Source organism: Streptomyces sp. NPDC002055 (genome assembly GCF_040296705.1).
Classification (GTDB): domain Bacteria; phylum Actinomycetota; class Actinomycetes; order Streptomycetales; family Streptomycetaceae; genus Streptomyces.
The window spans coordinates 1-14,517 of sequence record NZ_JBEOXS010000048.1; the positions used below are offsets into that span (position 1 = coordinate 1).

The following is a 14,517-nucleotide window of genomic DNA, read 5'->3' on the forward strand; positions in this document are numbered from 1 at the left end:
GCCCCGCACGCGGCTGCGTGCGGGGCCCTGCGGACCGTACGGGACCGTGGCCCGGTCCCGTCCGGCAGCGGCGTCCGGAGAGGTCAGCGGACGTCGCCCATCAGCTGAATGATCTTCTTCCGGTAGGCGTAGACCCCGGCACCGGCCAGGACCGCCATCGTGGCCTCGGTCGCCACCACGGCGGAACCGCTCAGGTCGACACCGCCGATGGAGAGCAGCCCGGTGATGCAGTCGCCGGCGGTGACGGCCAGGAACCAGACACCCATCATCTGGCTGGCGTACTTCTCCGGAGCCATCTTGGTCGTCACGGAGAGGCCGACGGGGGAGAGGCAGAGCTCACCGGCGGTCTGGATCAGGTAGATCGAGACGAGCCACATCGGGCTGGCCTTCGCGCCGTCCGCGGCCATCAGCATCGGCACGACGAAGACGAAGAACGAGCCGCCGATCATCAGCAGCGAGAGAGCGAACTTCACCGTGGTGGTGGGCTCCCGGTCGCTGCGCGCCAGCCACAGCCACAGCCAGGCGAAGACCGGGGCCAGCGCCATGATGAACAGCGGGTTCAGCGACTGGAACCAGGACGACGGGAAGTCGATCCCGAACACCTCGCCGGCGGTCTTCGTCTCCGCGAAGGCGGCCATCGTGGAGCCGCCCTGGTCGTAGATCATCCAGAAGATGGCGGCGACCACGAAGAACCAGATGTAGCCGCTCACCTTCGTCTGCTCGACGGCGGTGAGCTCCTTGTCGCGCTTGATGCGCACCAGCACCGCGGCCGGGATGACCAGGCCGAGCAGGGTGATCGGGACCAGCGCCCAGTTGAGGGTGAAGTTCCCGGTGAAGGTGACGACGCCGTAGAACACGGCGGCGACGACGAGCCAGAGCAGGCTCTTGATCAGCGTGGAGTTCCGCTCCTCGGCGGAGAGCGGGGTGGGGACGACACTGCTCTGCGCGTCGAGGTGCCGCGAGCCGATGAGGAACTGGATCAGGCCCAGACCCATGCCGACGGCGGCGAGCCCGAAGCCCAGGTGCCAGTTGTACTGCTGGCCGACCGTGCCGATGACCAGCGGCGCGAAGAAGGCACCGAGGTTGATGCCCATGTAGAAGACGGTGAAGCCACCGTCGCGGCGCGGGTCCTGCGGGCCCCTGTAGAGCTGGCCGACCATCGTGGAGATGTTGGCCTTCATCAGGCCCGAGCCGAGCGCGACGAGCACCAGGCCGAGGAAGAACATCGCCTCGCCGGGCACGGCCAGCGTCAGGTGACCCGCCATGATGACGCTCGCCGCGATGGCGACCGTCTTCCGCGGGCCCCATACCCGGTCGCCGAACCAGCCGCCGGGCATGGCCAGCAGGTAGACCATCGCCATGTAGACGGAGTAGATGGCCACCGCGTCGGCCTCGGGCATGCCCAGACCGCCGCCCTGGGCGTCCTTGTCGGCGTCGGGGCCGCCGGAGATCAGATACACGACGAGCAGCGCCCGCATGCCGTAGAAGCTGAACCGCTCCCACATCTCCGTCATGAACAGGGTGGCCAGGCCGCGTGGGTGGCCGAAGAACGTCTTGCCGCCGGCAGGGGTCTCCTGCGGGGAAGCGCCCTTCGTCTGGCTGGATGCCATGGTGGGATCCTTGCTCGCTCGGGACGCGCCGCCGCGGGGTGGGCGCCCGGAATGGGGGGAGGACGGCACCGGAGCAAGCAAGTACACAGGACCGCATCCGTGCACCGTGCGGCGCGCGGACCGGCCCAGAGGTCCTTCACCTTGTCCCATGCCGGTGGTACCGGCCCTGCACCGCAAAGGGACCCTCGGCGTGTCCTACGAGCCAAAGGTCCCTGAGGTGCTATGGGCGCATCGACACCTTACGTCACAGTAGCGTGCTATATGAAAGGACTTGAGATATGGATCACAGCCGCACCGGGAACTGGTGACGCGTGTCCGACGGTAACTGACAGCCCGTCCAACGAGTCCTCCGGGGGGCTCCCTCCGAGCGGCCCCACCCCACCACCTGCGCGGACTACCATCGGTCCATGACCCGAGTACTGCTCGCCGAGGATGACGCATCCATCTCGGAGCCGCTCGCCCGCGCACTGCGGCGCGAGGGGTACGAGGTCGAGGTGCGGGAGGACGGTCCCACCGCGCTCGAAGCCGGCCTCCAGGGGGGTGTCGACCTCCTCGTGCTCGATCTGGGCCTGCCGGGCATGGACGGCCTCGAGGTCTGCCGGCGCCTGCGCACCGAGGGCCATGTCTTCCCCGTCCTCGTGCTCACCGCCCGCGCCGACGAGGTGGACACCGTCGTCGGTCTCGACGCCGGCGCCGACGACTACGTGACCAAGCCCTTCCGGCTGGCCGAACTCCTCGCGCGGGTACGGGCCCTGCTGCGCCGGGGCGCCGTCGAGACCCAGCAGCAGGCCCCCGCCACGCACGGGGTGCGGATCGACGTGGAGTCGCACCGCGCCTGGATGGGCGAGGAGGAGCTCCAGCTGACCGCCAAGGAGTTCGACCTGCTGCGGGTGCTGGTGCGGGACGCGGGCCGGGTGGTGACCCGCGACCAGCTGATGCGCGAGGTCTGGGACACCACCTGGTGGTCCTCCACCAAGACCCTCGACATGCACATCTCCTGGCTGCGCAAGAAGCTCGGCGACGACGCGGCGAACCCCCGTTACATCGCCACCGTCCGGGGCGTCGGCTTCCGGTTCGAGAAGAGCTGACGCCGCCGCCGGGCGCGCCCGCTCACGGCGCGTTCCGGACGCGCAGCTCTCCGCGTCCGCGGAAGCGGCGGGCCGGTGATGCGACATCATCGGATACCGGGCGGCGGAGACATCCGCCGCGCTCCGCTCCAGAAGCGGACCCGATTCGCGAAACCGGCCCGGAGGGCACTGTGCGCCGCCGACTGATCAACTCCACGCTCGCCGTGGTGCTCGTGGTGATCGCCGTCTTCGGCGTCTCCCTCGTCATCGTGGAAACCCGCACCATCGAGAACAGCGCCCGGGAGAGCGTCGAGTCCGAGGCGGTGCGCCTGGTCAGCATCGTCGACAGCCGGCTCCTCGGCGGTGAACGGGTCAGCACCGAGGTGCTGCGCGACCAGGTCGGCGAGGGGCGCTACGCACGGATCGAGATGCCCGGCCGGCAGCTCATCGAGGTCGGCAAGCCGCCCGGCGGCGGGGTCATCGAGTCCCGCGAGACCGGCGAGCGGGGGGAGACGGTCACCGTCCAGGCCCCCGCCGCCGCCGTCAGCGAGGAGATCGGCCGGACCCTGCTGATCATCCTCGCGGTCGCGCTGCTCGCGGTCGTCGCCGCCGTGCTGCTCGCCGTACGGCAGGCGCACCGGCTGACCGCGCCGCTCACCGACCTCGCCGAGACCGCCGAGCGGCTGGGCTCCGGCGACCCGCGCCCGCGTCACCGCCGCTACGGGGTGCCGGAGCTGGACCGGGTCGCGGACGTCCTGGACGCCAGCGCCGACCGCATCGGACGCATGCTGACCGCGGAGCGCCGGCTGGCCGCGGACGCCTCCCACCAGCTGCGCACCCCCCTGACGGCGCTCTCCATGCGGCTGGAGGAGATCTCCGCCACCGACGACCCGGACACGGTGAAGGAGGAGGCGACGATCGCGCTCGGGCAGGTCGAGCGGCTCACCGACGTCGTGCAGCGGCTGCTCACCAACTCGCGCGACCCGCGGAGCGGCTCCGCGGTCGCCTTCGACCTCGACGAGGTGGTCAAGCAGCAGATCGAGGAGTGGCGCCCGGCCTACCGGAGCGCGGGGCGGGCCATCGTCTGCTCGGGCACGAAGGGGCTGCGGGCGGTCGGCACCCCGGGCGCGGTGGCCCAGGTCCTCGCCACGCTGATCGAGAACTCCCTGATGCACGGCGCGGGACCGGTGGCCATCCGCACCCGGGTCACGGGCAACCAGGTGGTGGTGGAGGTCACGGACGCGGGTCCGGGCGTGCCGCCCGACCTCGGGGCCCGGGTCTTCGAGCGCACCGTCAGCGGCCGGAACTCCACCGGTCTGGGGCTGGCGGTCGCCCGGGACCTGGCGGAGGCGGACGGGGGCCGCCTGGAGCTGGTGCAGCAGCACCCACCGGTCTTCGCGCTCTTCCTGAGCCGCGAGGCGGGTCACTAGGCGTCGCGGCGGACCGGCCGGGCGGGGCTCCCGCGGCCGTGGGGCGGGCGCCGGGAAGCGGCGGCCCGAGCGGCCGGAGCGGCCGGAGCGGCCGGAGCGGTGCCGAGCCCCTGCGCCGAGCCCTTGCACCGACCCGGCGCCGGGCGGCCGGGAGGCCGGCCCGGGGAGCCGCCGGGGCTACTTGGTCCGGCCGGCCTGGTAGCGGGCCTCGCCGAGCAGGGCGTCCTCCTCGAGGAACGATTCAGCAGTCTCCACCGCCTCCCGCGCCGGAAGCGCGCGGAAGACCCAGGTCCGGTAGGACCAGAAGCGGAACGCCGTCCCGATCCCGAGCCCGATCACGTTCTTCGCGACGTTGTCGGCCACGGTCGAGGTGAAGCCGAAGCCGTAGTGCGAGAGGGCCAGGATGCCGTTCTCGATGATCAGGCCGATGCCGCTGAACAGCAGGAAGAGCGAGAGCTCCCGGCTGCGGTGGGACTTGTCGGAGCTCCGGTAGGTCCAGTAGCGGTTGCCGATGTAGTTGGTGCCGATCGCGACGACCGTGGCGATCACACCCGAGCGCACCACGGCCAGGCCGAAGGCGTGCATGCACAGGTTGAAGACGACGAAGTTGACCAGGAAGCCGACGGCGCCGACCGTCCCGAATTTGGCGAGTTCGCGGGCCAGCTGCCGCAGCCGCGAACGCAGTGTGGGCCGTTCACTCATAGGGATCGTGTGGCTCCGTGGTTGGCGTTGATCGTCTTTGTCCGGCTTCCTCATGCTAACCAGGGGGCGGGCGGCCCGCCGCCCGGACGGTCCCGAAGGCGGCCGTCCGGGGCGGAAACGGAACGCAGCCGGAGCAGTACCGTCGCATTAGAGGATCCTCCAATGTCCAGAAGTGCGCCGCTCCGGTGTCCGGCTACTCTGGTCGGGTGACATTCCCGGTAGTCGGCATGGTCGGCGGCGGTCAGCTCGCCCGTATGACCCACGAGGCGGGCATCCCCCTCGGCCTGAAATTCAAGCTCCTCAGCGACACCCCGCAGGACTCTGCGGCACAGGTCGTCAGCGAGGTCGTCATCGGCGACTATCGCGACCTCGACACGCTTCGTGCTTTCGCACAAGGCTGTGATGTGGTCACCTTCGATCACGAGCATGTGCCGACCGAGCACCTCCGTGCCCTGGAAGCCGATGGCATCCCGGTGCGCCCCGGTCCGGACGCCCTGGTGCACGCCCAGGACAAGGGCGTGATGCGGGCCAGGCTCCGGGAGATCGGTGTGCCGTGCCCGCGGCACCGGATCGTCTCCGGCCCCGAGGACGTCGAGCGGTTCGCCGTCGAGGAGGGCGACGGGTACCCGGTCGTCCTCAAGACCGTCCGCGGCGGATACGACGGCAAGGGCGTGTGGATCGTCCGCGGCCAGGAGGAGGCGGCCGAGCCGTTCCGCGCGGGCGTGCCGGTGCTGGCCGAGGAGAAGGTCGGCTTCGTCCGGGAGCTGGCGGCCAACGTCGTCCGGTCCCCGCACGGCCAGGCGGTCGCCTACCCGGTCGTGGAGTCCGTCCAGGTCGACGGCGTCTGCGACACCGTGATTGCCCCCGCCCCCGGACTGTCCGAGGAACTCTCCGCCCGGGCGCAGCAGCTGGCCCTCACCGTGGCCGAGGAGCTCGGCGTGGTCGGCCATCTCGCGGTGGAGCTGTTCGAGACCCGCGGCGCGGACGGAACGCCCGGGATCCTCGTCAACGAGCTCGCCATGCGCCCGCACAACTCCGGCCACTGGACCCAGGACGGCGCCGTCACCTCCCAGTTCGCCAACCATGTGCGGGCCGTGCTCGACCTGCCGCTCGGCGACCCCCGCCCGCGCGCCACCTGGACCGTGATGACCAATGTCCTCGGCGGCGACTTCCCCGACATGTATCCGGCCTATCTGCACTGCATGGCCCGGGACCCGCAGTTGAAGATCCATATGTATGGCAAGGACGTGAAGCCGGGCCGTAAGGTCGGCCATGTCAACACCTACGGCGACGACCTCGCCGAGGTACGCGAGCGCGGCCGGCACGCCGCGGACTACCTGCGCGGGACCGTCGTTGAATAGTTCCGTGGCCGAAGAGGAGAGCTCAGGAATGACCGCCCCGTCCCCCGGCCACGAATCCGGTACCGGCACCGGACCCTCCGCTCCCCTCGTCGGCATCGTGATGGGCTCCGACTCCGACTGGCCGGTGATGGAGGCCGCGGCCCAGGCACTCGACGAGTTCGAGGTGCCCTACGAGGTCGACGTCGTCTCGGCCCACCGGATGCCGCGCGAGATGATCGCGTACGGCGAGCGGGCCGCCGAGCGCGGCCTCAAGGCCGTCATCGCCGGTGCGGGCGGCGCCGCCCACCTGCCCGGCATGCTCGCCTCGGTAACGCCGCTGCCGGTGATCGGCGTCCCGGTGCCGCTGAAGTACCTCGACGGCATGGACAGCCTGCTGTCCATCGTGCAGATGCCCGCGGGCGTTCCGGTCGCCACCGTCTCGGTCGCCGGCGCCCGCAACGCCGGGCTGCTGGCCGTCCGGATGCTCGCCGCCCACGACGACGAACTCCTCGGGCGGATGCGGCAGTTCCAGGACGACCTGAACGAGCAGGCCACCGAGAAGGGCAAGCGACTGCGCGCCAAGGTCGACGGCAGCGCCGGCTTCGGCTTCGGACAGTAGGGCGGCGACGGTGACCGATCATCTCGCCGCGGCCGGGGAGCTCCTGGCCGCCCACCCCGTCGTCGACGGACACAACGACCTGCCCTGGGCCCTGCGGGAGCAGGTCCGCTACGACCTCGACCGGCGGGACATCGCCACCGACCAGAGCGCTCACCTCCACACCGACCTCCCGCGGCTGCGGGCGGGCGGCGTCGGCGCGCAGTTCTGGTCGGTGTACGTCCGCACCGACCTGAGCGGGGACGCGGCCGTCAGCGCCACCCTCGAACAGATCGACGTGGTGGGCCGGCTGATCGACCGCTACCCGGCCGACCTGCGCCGGGCGCTGACCGCCGACGACATGGAGGCCGCCCGCGCCGAGGGCCGGATCGCCTCCCTGATGGGCGCCGAGGGCGGCCACAGCATCAACTGCTCGCTGGCCACCCTGCGCGCCCTGTACGAGCTGGGCGTCCGCTATATGACGCTCACCCACAACGACAACATCCCGTGGGCGGACTCGGCGACCGATGAGCCGCGGCTGGGCGGCCTCAGCCGGTTCGGCGAGGAGGTCGTCCGGGAGATGAACCGCACGGGCATGCTCGTCGACCTCTCGCACGTCTCGGCCGGCACGATGCGGGACGCGCTACGGGTCACCGAGGCACCTGTGGTCTTCTCGCACTCCTCGGCGCGCGCCGTCTGCGACCATCCGCGCAACATCCCGGACGATGTCCTGGCGCAGCTGCCCGCCAACGGCGGCATCGCCATGGTCACGTTCGTCCCGAAGTTCATCCTGCCCGCGGCCATCGAGTGGACGTCGGCCGCCGACGAGAACATGCGCGCCCACGGTCTGCACCCGCTGGACACCACCGAGGCCGGGATGACGGTGCAGCGGGCCTTCGAGGCGGCCCGCCCGCGGCCGGTCGCCACCGCGGCCACCGTCGCCGACCACCTCGACCACATGCGCGAGGTCGCGGGGGTCGACCACATCGGCATCGGCGGCGACTACGACGGCACCGCCTTCACCCCGTCCGGCCTGGACGATGTGGCGGGCTATCCGAACCTGGTCGCCGAACTGCTGCGGCGCGGCTGGTCGACGGCCGACCTGGCCAAACTGACCTGGCAGAACGCCGTCCGCACGCTGCGGGCCGCGGAGGACGTGGCGCGCGGGCTCCGGGCGGATCCGCGCCGCGGCCCGTCGAACGCGACCCTGGAGGAGCTCGACGGCGCGGCCGCCGACGCCCGCACCTGAGGCGGTCGACGTCCCCACCTGAGGCTGTCGACGCCCCCACCTGAGACGGCGGACGGCCCTCCCGCCCCGGCGTTCCGAGGCGGGCGGGCCGTTCCGTGGTCCGTCCCGTCAGGAGGGTCGCGGTGCCGGTGCGCCCGGCACGGCGGGATCAGGCGCGGGGCCGCCCCAGCGCCCGGTACGTCCAGCCCGCCTCGCGCCAGCGCCCCGGGTCCAGCGCGTTCCGCCCGTCCAGCATCCGCCGCTGTGCGACGACCTCGCCCAGCGCCGCCGGGTCGAGCTCGCGGAACTCCTGCCACTCGGTGAGGTGCAGCACCACATCCGCACCGCGCGCCGCGTCCAGCGCGGTCGGCGCGTAGCCCAGCGTGGGGAACAGCCGGCGGGCGTTCTCCATGCCCTTGGGGTCGTAGACGGTGACCTGGCCGCCCTGGAGGTGGATCTGGCCGGCGACGTTGAGCGCGGGGGAGTCCCGCACATCGTCCGAGTCGGGCTTGAACGCCGCGCCCAGCACGGCCACCCGCTTGCCCAGGAAGCTGTCGCCCACCGCCTCGCGGGCCAGCTCCACCATCCGCGCCCGGCTGCGCATGTTGATCGAGTCGACCTCGCGCAGGAAGGTCAGCGCCTGGTCCGCGCCCAGCTCACCGGCGCGGGCCATGAACGCCCGGATGTCCTTCGGCAGGCAGCCGCCGCCGAAGCCGATGCCGGCCCGGAGGAACTTCTTCCCGATGCGCTCGTCGTGGCCGATGGCCTCCGCGAGCTTCACCACATCGCCCTCGCCCGCCTCGCACACCTCGGCCATCGCGTTGATGAACGAGATCTTGGTGGCCAGGAAGGAGTTGGCGGAGGTCTTGACCAGCTCGGCGGTCGGGAAGTCGGTGACGACGAACGGCGAGCCCTCGCCGATGGGGGCCGCGTACACCTCGCGCAGCTGCTTCTCCGCGCGCTCGCCGGCCACCCCGACGACGATCCGGTCGGGGTGCAGGGTGTCCCGGACGGCGAACCCCTCGCGCAGGAACTCCGGGTTCCAGGCCAGCTCGGCGTCGGACCCGGCCGGGGCCAGCTCCGCCAGCCGCGCCGCCAGCCGCTCCGCGCTGCCCACCGGCACGGTGGACTTGCCGACCACCAGCGCCGGCCGGGTCAGATGCGGGGCCAGCGACTCGAAGGCGCTGTCCACGTAGCTCATGTCACACGCGTACTCGCCGTGCTTCTGCGGAGTGTTCACACAGACGAAGTGGATGTCGCCGAATTCGCCGGCCTCGGCGTAGGAGGTGGTGAAGCGCAGCCGCCCGGTGGAGCCCTCGTGCCCCGCGACGTGCTTGCGCAGCAGCTCCTCCAGCCCCGGCTCGTACATCGGCACCCGGCCCGCCGCGAGCATCTCGATCTTCTCGGGGACCACGTCCAGCCCCAGCACCTCGAAGCCCAGCTCGGCCATGGCGGCGGCGTGGGTGGCACCGAGGTATCCGGTGCCGATCACAGTGATCTTCGGGGCCATGTATCGCTCCGTGGTCGAACGGTCTGGACTGCGCGCCCGAGCATAGTCGGGCCGCGGACCGGGCATGGGGCCCGCTGTCGGCAAGCTCACGTATGCCCGGATGGGGCCGCACCCCTAGACTCGGGTTACTTAACGGTAGTTAGCAGTTTGGGAGTGAGGACACCGTGGCGCCCTCGGGGAGCACAGCGAACGACTTTGACCTCTACCGGCCGTCCGAGGAGCACGACATGCTCCGGGACACGGTGCGCGCGCTCGCCGAGGCGAAGATCGCGCCGTTCGCCGCCGAGGTCGACGAGGAGGGCCGCTTCCCGCAGGAGGCCCTCGACGCCCTGGTGGCCTCGGACCTGCACGCCGTGCACGTGCCCGAGTCCTACGGCGGCGCGGGCGCCGACGCCCTGGCGACCGTGCTCGTCATCGAGGAGGTGGCGCGCGTCTGCTGTTCCTCCTCCCTGATACCGGCGGTCAACAAGCTGGGCTCGCTGCCGGTCATCCTCTCCGGCTCCGAGGAGCTGAAGAAGAAGTACCTGGGCCCGCTCGCCAAGGGCGACGCGATGTTCTCCTACTGCCTCTCCGAGCCGGACGCCGGCTCCGACGCCGGCGGCATGAAGACCAAGGCGGTCCGGGACGGCGACCACTACGTCCTCAACGGTGTGAAGCGCTGGATCACCAACGCCGGCGTCAGCGAGTACTACACCGTCATGGCCGTGACGGACCCGGAGAAGCGCACCAAGGGCATCTCGGCCTTCGTCGTCGAGAAGTCCGACGAGGGTGTCTCGTTCGGCGCCCCGGAGAAGAAGCTCGGCATCAAGGGCTCCCCGACCCGTGAGGTCTACCTGGACAACGTCCGGATCCCGGCCGACCGCATGATCGGCGCCGAGGGCACCGGCTTCGCCACGGCGATGAAGACCCTCGACCACACCCGCATCACCATCGCGGCGCAGGCGCTCGGTGTCGCCCAGGGTGCCCTGGACTACGCCAAGGGCTACGTCCAGGAGCGCAAGCAGTTCGGCAAGCCGATCGCCGACTTCCAGGGCGTCCAGTTCATGCTCGCCGACATGGCCATGAAGGTCGAGGCCGCCCGCCAGCTCACCTACGCGGCCGCCGCGAAGTCCGAGCGCGGCGACAGCGACCTCACCTTCCAGGGCGCCGCCGCCAAGTGCTTCGCCTCGGATGTCGCCATGGAGGTCACCACCGACGCCGTGCAGCTGCTCGGCGGCTACGGCTACACCCGTGACTACCCGGTGGAGCGCATGATGCGCGACGCCAAGATCACCCAGATCTACGAGGGCACCAACCAGGTCCAGCGCATCGTCATGGCGCGCAACCTGCCGTAGCAGGGTTTTTGCAGGTCATGGGCTGTTTGAGAGCGTCGGGGGAGTCCGCCACGGCTGCCGGTCCGTTCGGGCTCCATCCGGCCCGTTCCTGGGCGTCATGCCGGGGAAATCCCGGTCCGGCGCTGCGGCAGTAGGGCACTTGACCTGCGGAAACATCACGGCCCCCGGCATCACGCCGGGGGCCGTTCGCGTCGGCCGTCAGGCCACCCCACGTCCGTTGCGCTGGGCGTCGGCTTCGCATTTCTCGATCTTGAACGGTTTGGACGGAGACATGAGGGCGCTGCGGGCCACTGCTTCGGCTTCTTTTCCGGATGCCACTCGCAGCGCCCGCAGCGCGGCTCCGAGCTGTGCTCTGTTCACGTCCCGTACTTGTGCCACCATTCGGTAAACGGTTCCGCGTGAGCGAGTGCCGCGTCACGGTAGCGCTTGAATTCCGCCGTTCGTTCCGGCGGCAGAACTTCCGAACCCAGGTATTTACCTGTTCCGTCATAGTCCATCACGGCAACGGACCCGGAGTCGAAGAACCAGAAGTCCGGAACCCTCTCCAGAGGGTTGGGTTTGCCGGTGACGTCGAGGATGAAGAACTCCTCACCCCCGGTCATGTTCCTTTGATAGCCCCACCCGAGCTCGAACCTGAGGTAGTCCGTCAGTGGGCGGGAAAGAATGTGCACCCGGTAGATCCGATTCCCCTTCTCGGTGTGCGAGCGCAGTTCCTCGACCCAGTCCGCGTTGTAGCGGTCCGGCCGCGACTCCCCGGCCAGGAACGCGTGATACGCGTCAACGTTCCCGGACTTGCTGTAGTCGTCCAGGGTTTCGAGGCGGAACGCCTCGCGCTCGAATACGTCGAAGAGGTCGCTGAGGGTCCTGGATGAGGTCGTCACGGATGGCCTTCCGGATCAGTTCCATTGGAATCTCGACCAGGGTTTAGTGCGCGGGAAGCCGAAGCCCGTGGTCGGTCGGCGTCTCGCCCTGTAAGCGAGTCCCGGCCACAACGACCGAGGCTTCCTTGGTGCTTCGACTATGCCACAGGGCAGGCCAGTTCAAGGTTCGAACGATTCGGGGAGCACGTCACCACTGCCAGGGACAGAAACGAGGGACGTTCGAGGTAGAAGCCGTACGACACATCAGCACCGGAGTGCAGTTGTGCGGCAGCCGTGTTCACGAGCCGGGCCAGATGGGGCGGGTCGCGCTCCCTCTCGGAAGCGAACCGGGACGCGTATTCGGCCAGCCGCTCACCGAGCCAGGCCGCCGCCTCTTTCGCCTCATCCCATGTGCCACGAACGAGAGAACGGGGCTTGATGAGCCAGTACGCCGTTTCCAGGGGCGGCAGGTCGACGGTCGGGAACTCTGCCGCCACCTCGCGGTACCGCTGAATCAGTTCCGGTCTGCTTCCGGCAGGGGGCGGCTCAGGATGCGGGGGCCGTCGTAGCGCTTCCTGGTCGAAGCGCTCTTTCGGGCCGGTCCATAGATAGCCGTGGTGGTGCACCTGTCGATCCCGGTTCGTGTTGTCGGTCGAAAGACCAACCGGCCCCGATCCTGTGGAGGGTCGGACCGGAGCCGGCTGGAGATGCTGGAGGATCAGGCGCTCAGGCCGAAGCGCGCGGGGTCGATCCCAGCCACGCCCAGCTCCTCCGTGGTGAACCGCAGCGGCTCCGCGTCGGGCCGCTTGCTGTCACCGAGGGCCCAGGCGTCGTCGCCGATGCGGGCCAGGGTCACGCACCCTTCGGTGCAGGGGCCGCCGCACGCCTTCAAGAACGAGGCCCCGTTGATGTCGAGTGCGTACAGCTCATTTCCGTTCAGCATCACTGCACCTTCCTGCTCAACTGATCGCGATCATGACTGACCGCCGCCGCCCATGCCGGGCGGGAGTCCATTGGAGAGGAGAGCGGGAAAGCCTGCGCCTGAAACTCTGGCGGCAGAGCGGTAAAGGCATACAGGGCAGCCGAAAACTGTCTGCGGTTCACGATCCAGTTTGGTCGGTCGTGTTCCTTCGGCGGCAGCTCCCTCGCTGGACGAGGTTTTCTGTTCGCTCTCCATGACTTCCATCATGGACCCTCAATGCGTCTGCATGGAGTGCTAGTTACGTTGACGCATAAAGCCGCCTGCTGCCCCTTCCAGGAAGGCGGAAGCATCGTCACCGGTCAGAGCGTGCGACCAGAAGAGCTCAAAAAGGCCAAGGTGCTGGGTTATGTCCCGAGGGTCACGCAACACGACTTCGCCGGAGAACAGTTCGACAGTCACGAGGCGATCGTCGTAGACCACGAAGATGTTCATGGGAGTTCCGGGGACGCGCGCCCCTTGTGGGACTATCCCAATTTCGACGTTGGGTTTCCTGTTGACCTCGGCCATGTGTGAGCACTGGGCCGACATGGCTTCGATGCTCGCTCGTTGCCACTTGACAGCCTGTTCGGTCATCAGGAACCAGAATGAGCGCGCTGTGTCATCCAGAATGGCCTGACGGTCCATACGTGCCTGCACAGCCCGTGCCACGTCCCTGGCCGGGTCACCTGTCACCGTAGGTGAAAGAGTCTCGAAGGCGTACTGACGTACGTGCAGCAGGCCAGTAGGGATGGCCGGGAGGAAGTGCCGCATCACCCGCGAGGAAGACTCGAGGGCTCCTAGCTCGGCCTGCTTGTGATACAGGCCAACGCGTGCATAAGCCCGCCAGGACGCATAGTCCACATTGGCTCGGCGTGCCAGTCGAAGAAGCTCGTCGGCCACCTCGTCAGGCACAGCGAGCGCTTTGAGAATGCGCTCGACATCGATGACCGTTGGCAGGGCGCGTCCGGTCTCAATGCGGCTGATCTTTGTTTGGCTCATGTTGCAGCGCAGCGCCAGGCGTTCGCCGCTGAGGCCGGAAGCGCGACGGAGACCCCGAAGGGCCTCCGCCAAATCCTTCCGTTCCCGTGCTTGCGTCTCAGGTTCGATAGGCACTGAACGGTACGGCACTTTCTAGCGCGAGATCCCGCCATGCGAGATACTTACTGATGTCCGGGTTCTGGATCAGTTCCCGATTGATCTGCGTTCCGTCGGGACGGTAGTTGAGATGAACCACGGTCGATTCGTCGAACAGCCAGAAGTCTTGCCCGGGCAGTCCGAGGTTCGGCCCCTCTGTCGAATCAACGATCTGGTAGTTCTCCCCGGCCGCGACATTTCCGGGGATGCACCACTCGAACAGGTAGCGGCTGTACGGCGTGAGCGGGCGACGCACGATCTTGGCTCGGGTCATCGTCCGACCGGCGGCCGTGTGGTCGCGAATCGTCTGGTGCCATGGCGCGTTGAAGCCCTCCGGCATCGACGCCCCGGCGAGGAAGTCGCGGACCGTCCGAGCTTCCGCAGGCATGGTGTAGGTCTGGTGGACTTCCAGCCGGAACGCGGAGCGCTTGAAGTCGCGGAAGTACGCCTGCCACTCGTCGCCGTCCAGTAGAACGGGGCTAGAGCCATCCACGGGCACGCGCGGCCTCCTTGAGGATGTCCTCCGGGATCAGTACAACCGACTCGCCTTGCGGCGTCGGGTGGGTCACGTCGTAGCCCTGGATGGCCAACATGCCCGGCTCCTGGGTGGCGTACACGGTCGGGCAGTCTCCGTTCCCACACTTGTCGTCGTCGCCGCTCTTGCACGGTCCGCCCGCGATCATCCGCAGTTCGTCCACTGAGGCCCCTTCCAGTCTGTGTGGTCAGCAAACTACGAACCGTGATAC

Annotated in this window: 15 protein-coding genes; 6 read left to right on the forward strand and 9 right to left on the reverse strand. The window is 69.2% G+C overall.

Going from position 1 to position 14,517, the window contains the following annotated elements:
- Positions 1-83 precede the first annotated feature (83 nt).
- Positions 84-1,610, reverse strand: a complete 1,527-nt coding sequence (locus ABT112_RS25585) for a peptide MFS transporter (protein WP_351513347.1) — start codon at positions 1,608-1,610, stop codon at positions 84-86.
- 407 nt (positions 1,611-2,017) lie between these two features.
- Here ABT112_RS25585 and ABT112_RS25590 point away from each other — a divergent pair, with 407 nt between their 5' ends.
- Both ABT112_RS25590 and ABT112_RS25595 read left to right on the forward strand, forming a co-directional pair.
- Positions 2,018-2,698 carry a response regulator transcription factor gene (locus tag ABT112_RS25590; RefSeq protein ID WP_351513349.1) on the forward strand — a complete coding sequence of 227 codons (681 nt, stop codon included), beginning with the start codon at positions 2,018-2,020 and terminating at the stop codon, positions 2,696-2,698.
- 170 nt (positions 2,699-2,868) lie between these two features.
- Positions 2,869-4,107, forward strand: coding sequence for a sensor histidine kinase (locus ABT112_RS25595; RefSeq protein ID WP_351513351.1), 1,239 nt, complete (start codon positions 2,869-2,871; stop codon positions 4,105-4,107).
- Between the two features lie 177 nt (positions 4,108-4,284).
- On the opposite strand, the gene ABT112_RS25600 is transcribed toward ABT112_RS25595, so the two are convergent.
- Positions 4,285-4,809, reverse strand: coding sequence for a GtrA family protein (locus ABT112_RS25600; RefSeq protein WP_351513353.1), 525 nt, complete (start codon positions 4,807-4,809; stop codon positions 4,285-4,287).
- A gap of 206 nt (positions 4,810-5,015) precedes the next feature.
- Between ABT112_RS25600 and ABT112_RS25605 the strand changes: the two genes are divergently transcribed.
- Genes ABT112_RS25605 through ABT112_RS25615 form a run of 3 tightly spaced genes read left to right on the forward strand, consistent with a single transcriptional unit; the run spans position 5,016 to position 7,993 of the window.
- Positions 5,016-6,170: a 5-(carboxyamino)imidazole ribonucleotide synthase gene (locus tag ABT112_RS25605; protein ID WP_351513355.1), complete on the forward strand. Its 1,155-nt coding sequence runs from the start codon at positions 5,016-5,018 to the stop codon at positions 6,168-6,170.
- Between the two features lie 28 nt (positions 6,171-6,198).
- On the forward strand, positions 6,199-6,768 hold the full coding sequence (gene purE, locus ABT112_RS25610) for a 5-(carboxyamino)imidazole ribonucleotide mutase (protein WP_351513356.1): 570 nt from the start codon (positions 6,199-6,201) through the stop codon (positions 6,766-6,768).
- A 10-nt stretch (positions 6,769-6,778) separates the two neighbouring features.
- A complete protein-coding gene (locus ABT112_RS25615) occupies positions 6,779-7,993 on the forward strand; it encodes a dipeptidase (protein WP_351513358.1) in 1,215 nt (404 codons plus the stop codon).
- Positions 7,994-8,141: 148 nt separating this feature from the next.
- On the opposite strand, the gene ABT112_RS25620 is transcribed toward ABT112_RS25615, so the two are convergent.
- Positions 8,142-9,482, reverse strand: a complete 1,341-nt coding sequence (locus tag ABT112_RS25620) for a UDP-glucose dehydrogenase family protein (protein WP_351513360.1) — start codon at positions 9,480-9,482, stop codon at positions 8,142-8,144.
- Between the two features lie 164 nt (positions 9,483-9,646).
- Here ABT112_RS25620 and ABT112_RS25625 point away from each other — a divergent pair, with 164 nt between their 5' ends.
- On the forward strand, positions 9,647-10,816 hold the full coding sequence (locus tag ABT112_RS25625; RefSeq protein ID WP_351513362.1) for an acyl-CoA dehydrogenase: 1,170 nt from the start codon (positions 9,647-9,649) through the stop codon (positions 10,814-10,816).
- A 356-nt stretch (positions 10,817-11,172) separates the two neighbouring features.
- Here ABT112_RS25625 and ABT112_RS25630 read toward each other — a convergent pair whose 3' ends face one another.
- The 6 genes from ABT112_RS25630 to ABT112_RS25655 form a co-directional block, all read right to left on the reverse strand.
- Complete coding sequence (locus ABT112_RS25630; protein ID WP_351513364.1) at positions 11,173-11,697, reverse strand: DUF6879 family protein; 525 nt, start codon at positions 11,695-11,697, stop codon at positions 11,173-11,175.
- 137 nt (positions 11,698-11,834) lie between these two features.
- Positions 11,835-12,302 (reverse strand): hypothetical protein, encoded by a 468-nt coding sequence (locus ABT112_RS25635; protein WP_351513366.1) that lies wholly within the window; start codon positions 12,300-12,302, stop codon positions 11,835-11,837.
- A 92-nt stretch (positions 12,303-12,394) separates the two neighbouring features.
- The gene (locus ABT112_RS25640; protein WP_351513368.1) at positions 12,395-12,619 is read right to left on the reverse strand and encodes a DUF397 domain-containing protein; all 225 of its coding nucleotides are present in this window, start codon (positions 12,617-12,619) and stop codon (positions 12,395-12,397) included.
- A 273-nt stretch (positions 12,620-12,892) separates the two neighbouring features.
- A complete protein-coding gene (locus ABT112_RS25645) occupies positions 12,893-13,750 on the reverse strand; it encodes a helix-turn-helix domain-containing protein (RefSeq protein WP_351513370.1) in 858 nt (285 codons plus the stop codon).
- Positions 13,734-14,270, reverse strand: a complete 537-nt coding sequence (locus ABT112_RS25650) for a DUF6879 family protein (RefSeq protein ID WP_351513372.1) — start codon at positions 14,268-14,270, stop codon at positions 13,734-13,736. The genes ABT112_RS25645 and ABT112_RS25650 overlap by 17 nt, the downstream gene beginning before the upstream one ends.
- The gene (locus ABT112_RS25655) at positions 14,251-14,469 is read right to left on the reverse strand and encodes a hypothetical protein (protein WP_502975441.1); all 219 of its coding nucleotides are present in this window, start codon (positions 14,467-14,469) and stop codon (positions 14,251-14,253) included. Before ABT112_RS25655 ends, ABT112_RS25650 begins: the two co-directional genes overlap by 20 nt.
- Between the last annotated feature and the right edge of the window lie 48 nt (positions 14,470-14,517).

What these genes read in the sequence shown, in the direction of transcription:
- ABT112_RS25585 (WP_351513347.1), bottom strand. Translation starts at nt 1,610, where the DNA reads ATGGCATCCAGCCAGACGAAGGGCGCTTCCCCGCAGGAGACCCCTGCC.
- ABT112_RS25590 (WP_351513349.1), top strand. Translation starts at nt 2,018, where the DNA reads ATGACCCGAGTACTGCTCGCCGAGGATGACGCATCCATCTCGGAGCCG.
- ABT112_RS25600 (WP_351513353.1), bottom strand. Translation starts at nt 4,809, where the DNA reads ATGAGTGAACGGCCCACACTGCGTTCGCGGCTGCGGCAGCTGGCCCGC.
- purE (WP_351513356.1), top strand. Translation starts at nt 6,199, where the DNA reads ATGACCGCCCCGTCCCCCGGCCACGAATCCGGTACCGGCACCGGACCC.
- ABT112_RS25620 (WP_351513360.1), bottom strand. Translation starts at nt 9,482, where the DNA reads ATGGCCCCGAAGATCACTGTGATCGGCACCGGATACCTCGGTGCCACC.
- ABT112_RS25640 (WP_351513368.1), bottom strand. Translation starts at nt 12,619, where the DNA reads ATGCTGAACGGAAATGAGCTGTACGCACTCGACATCAACGGGGCCTCG.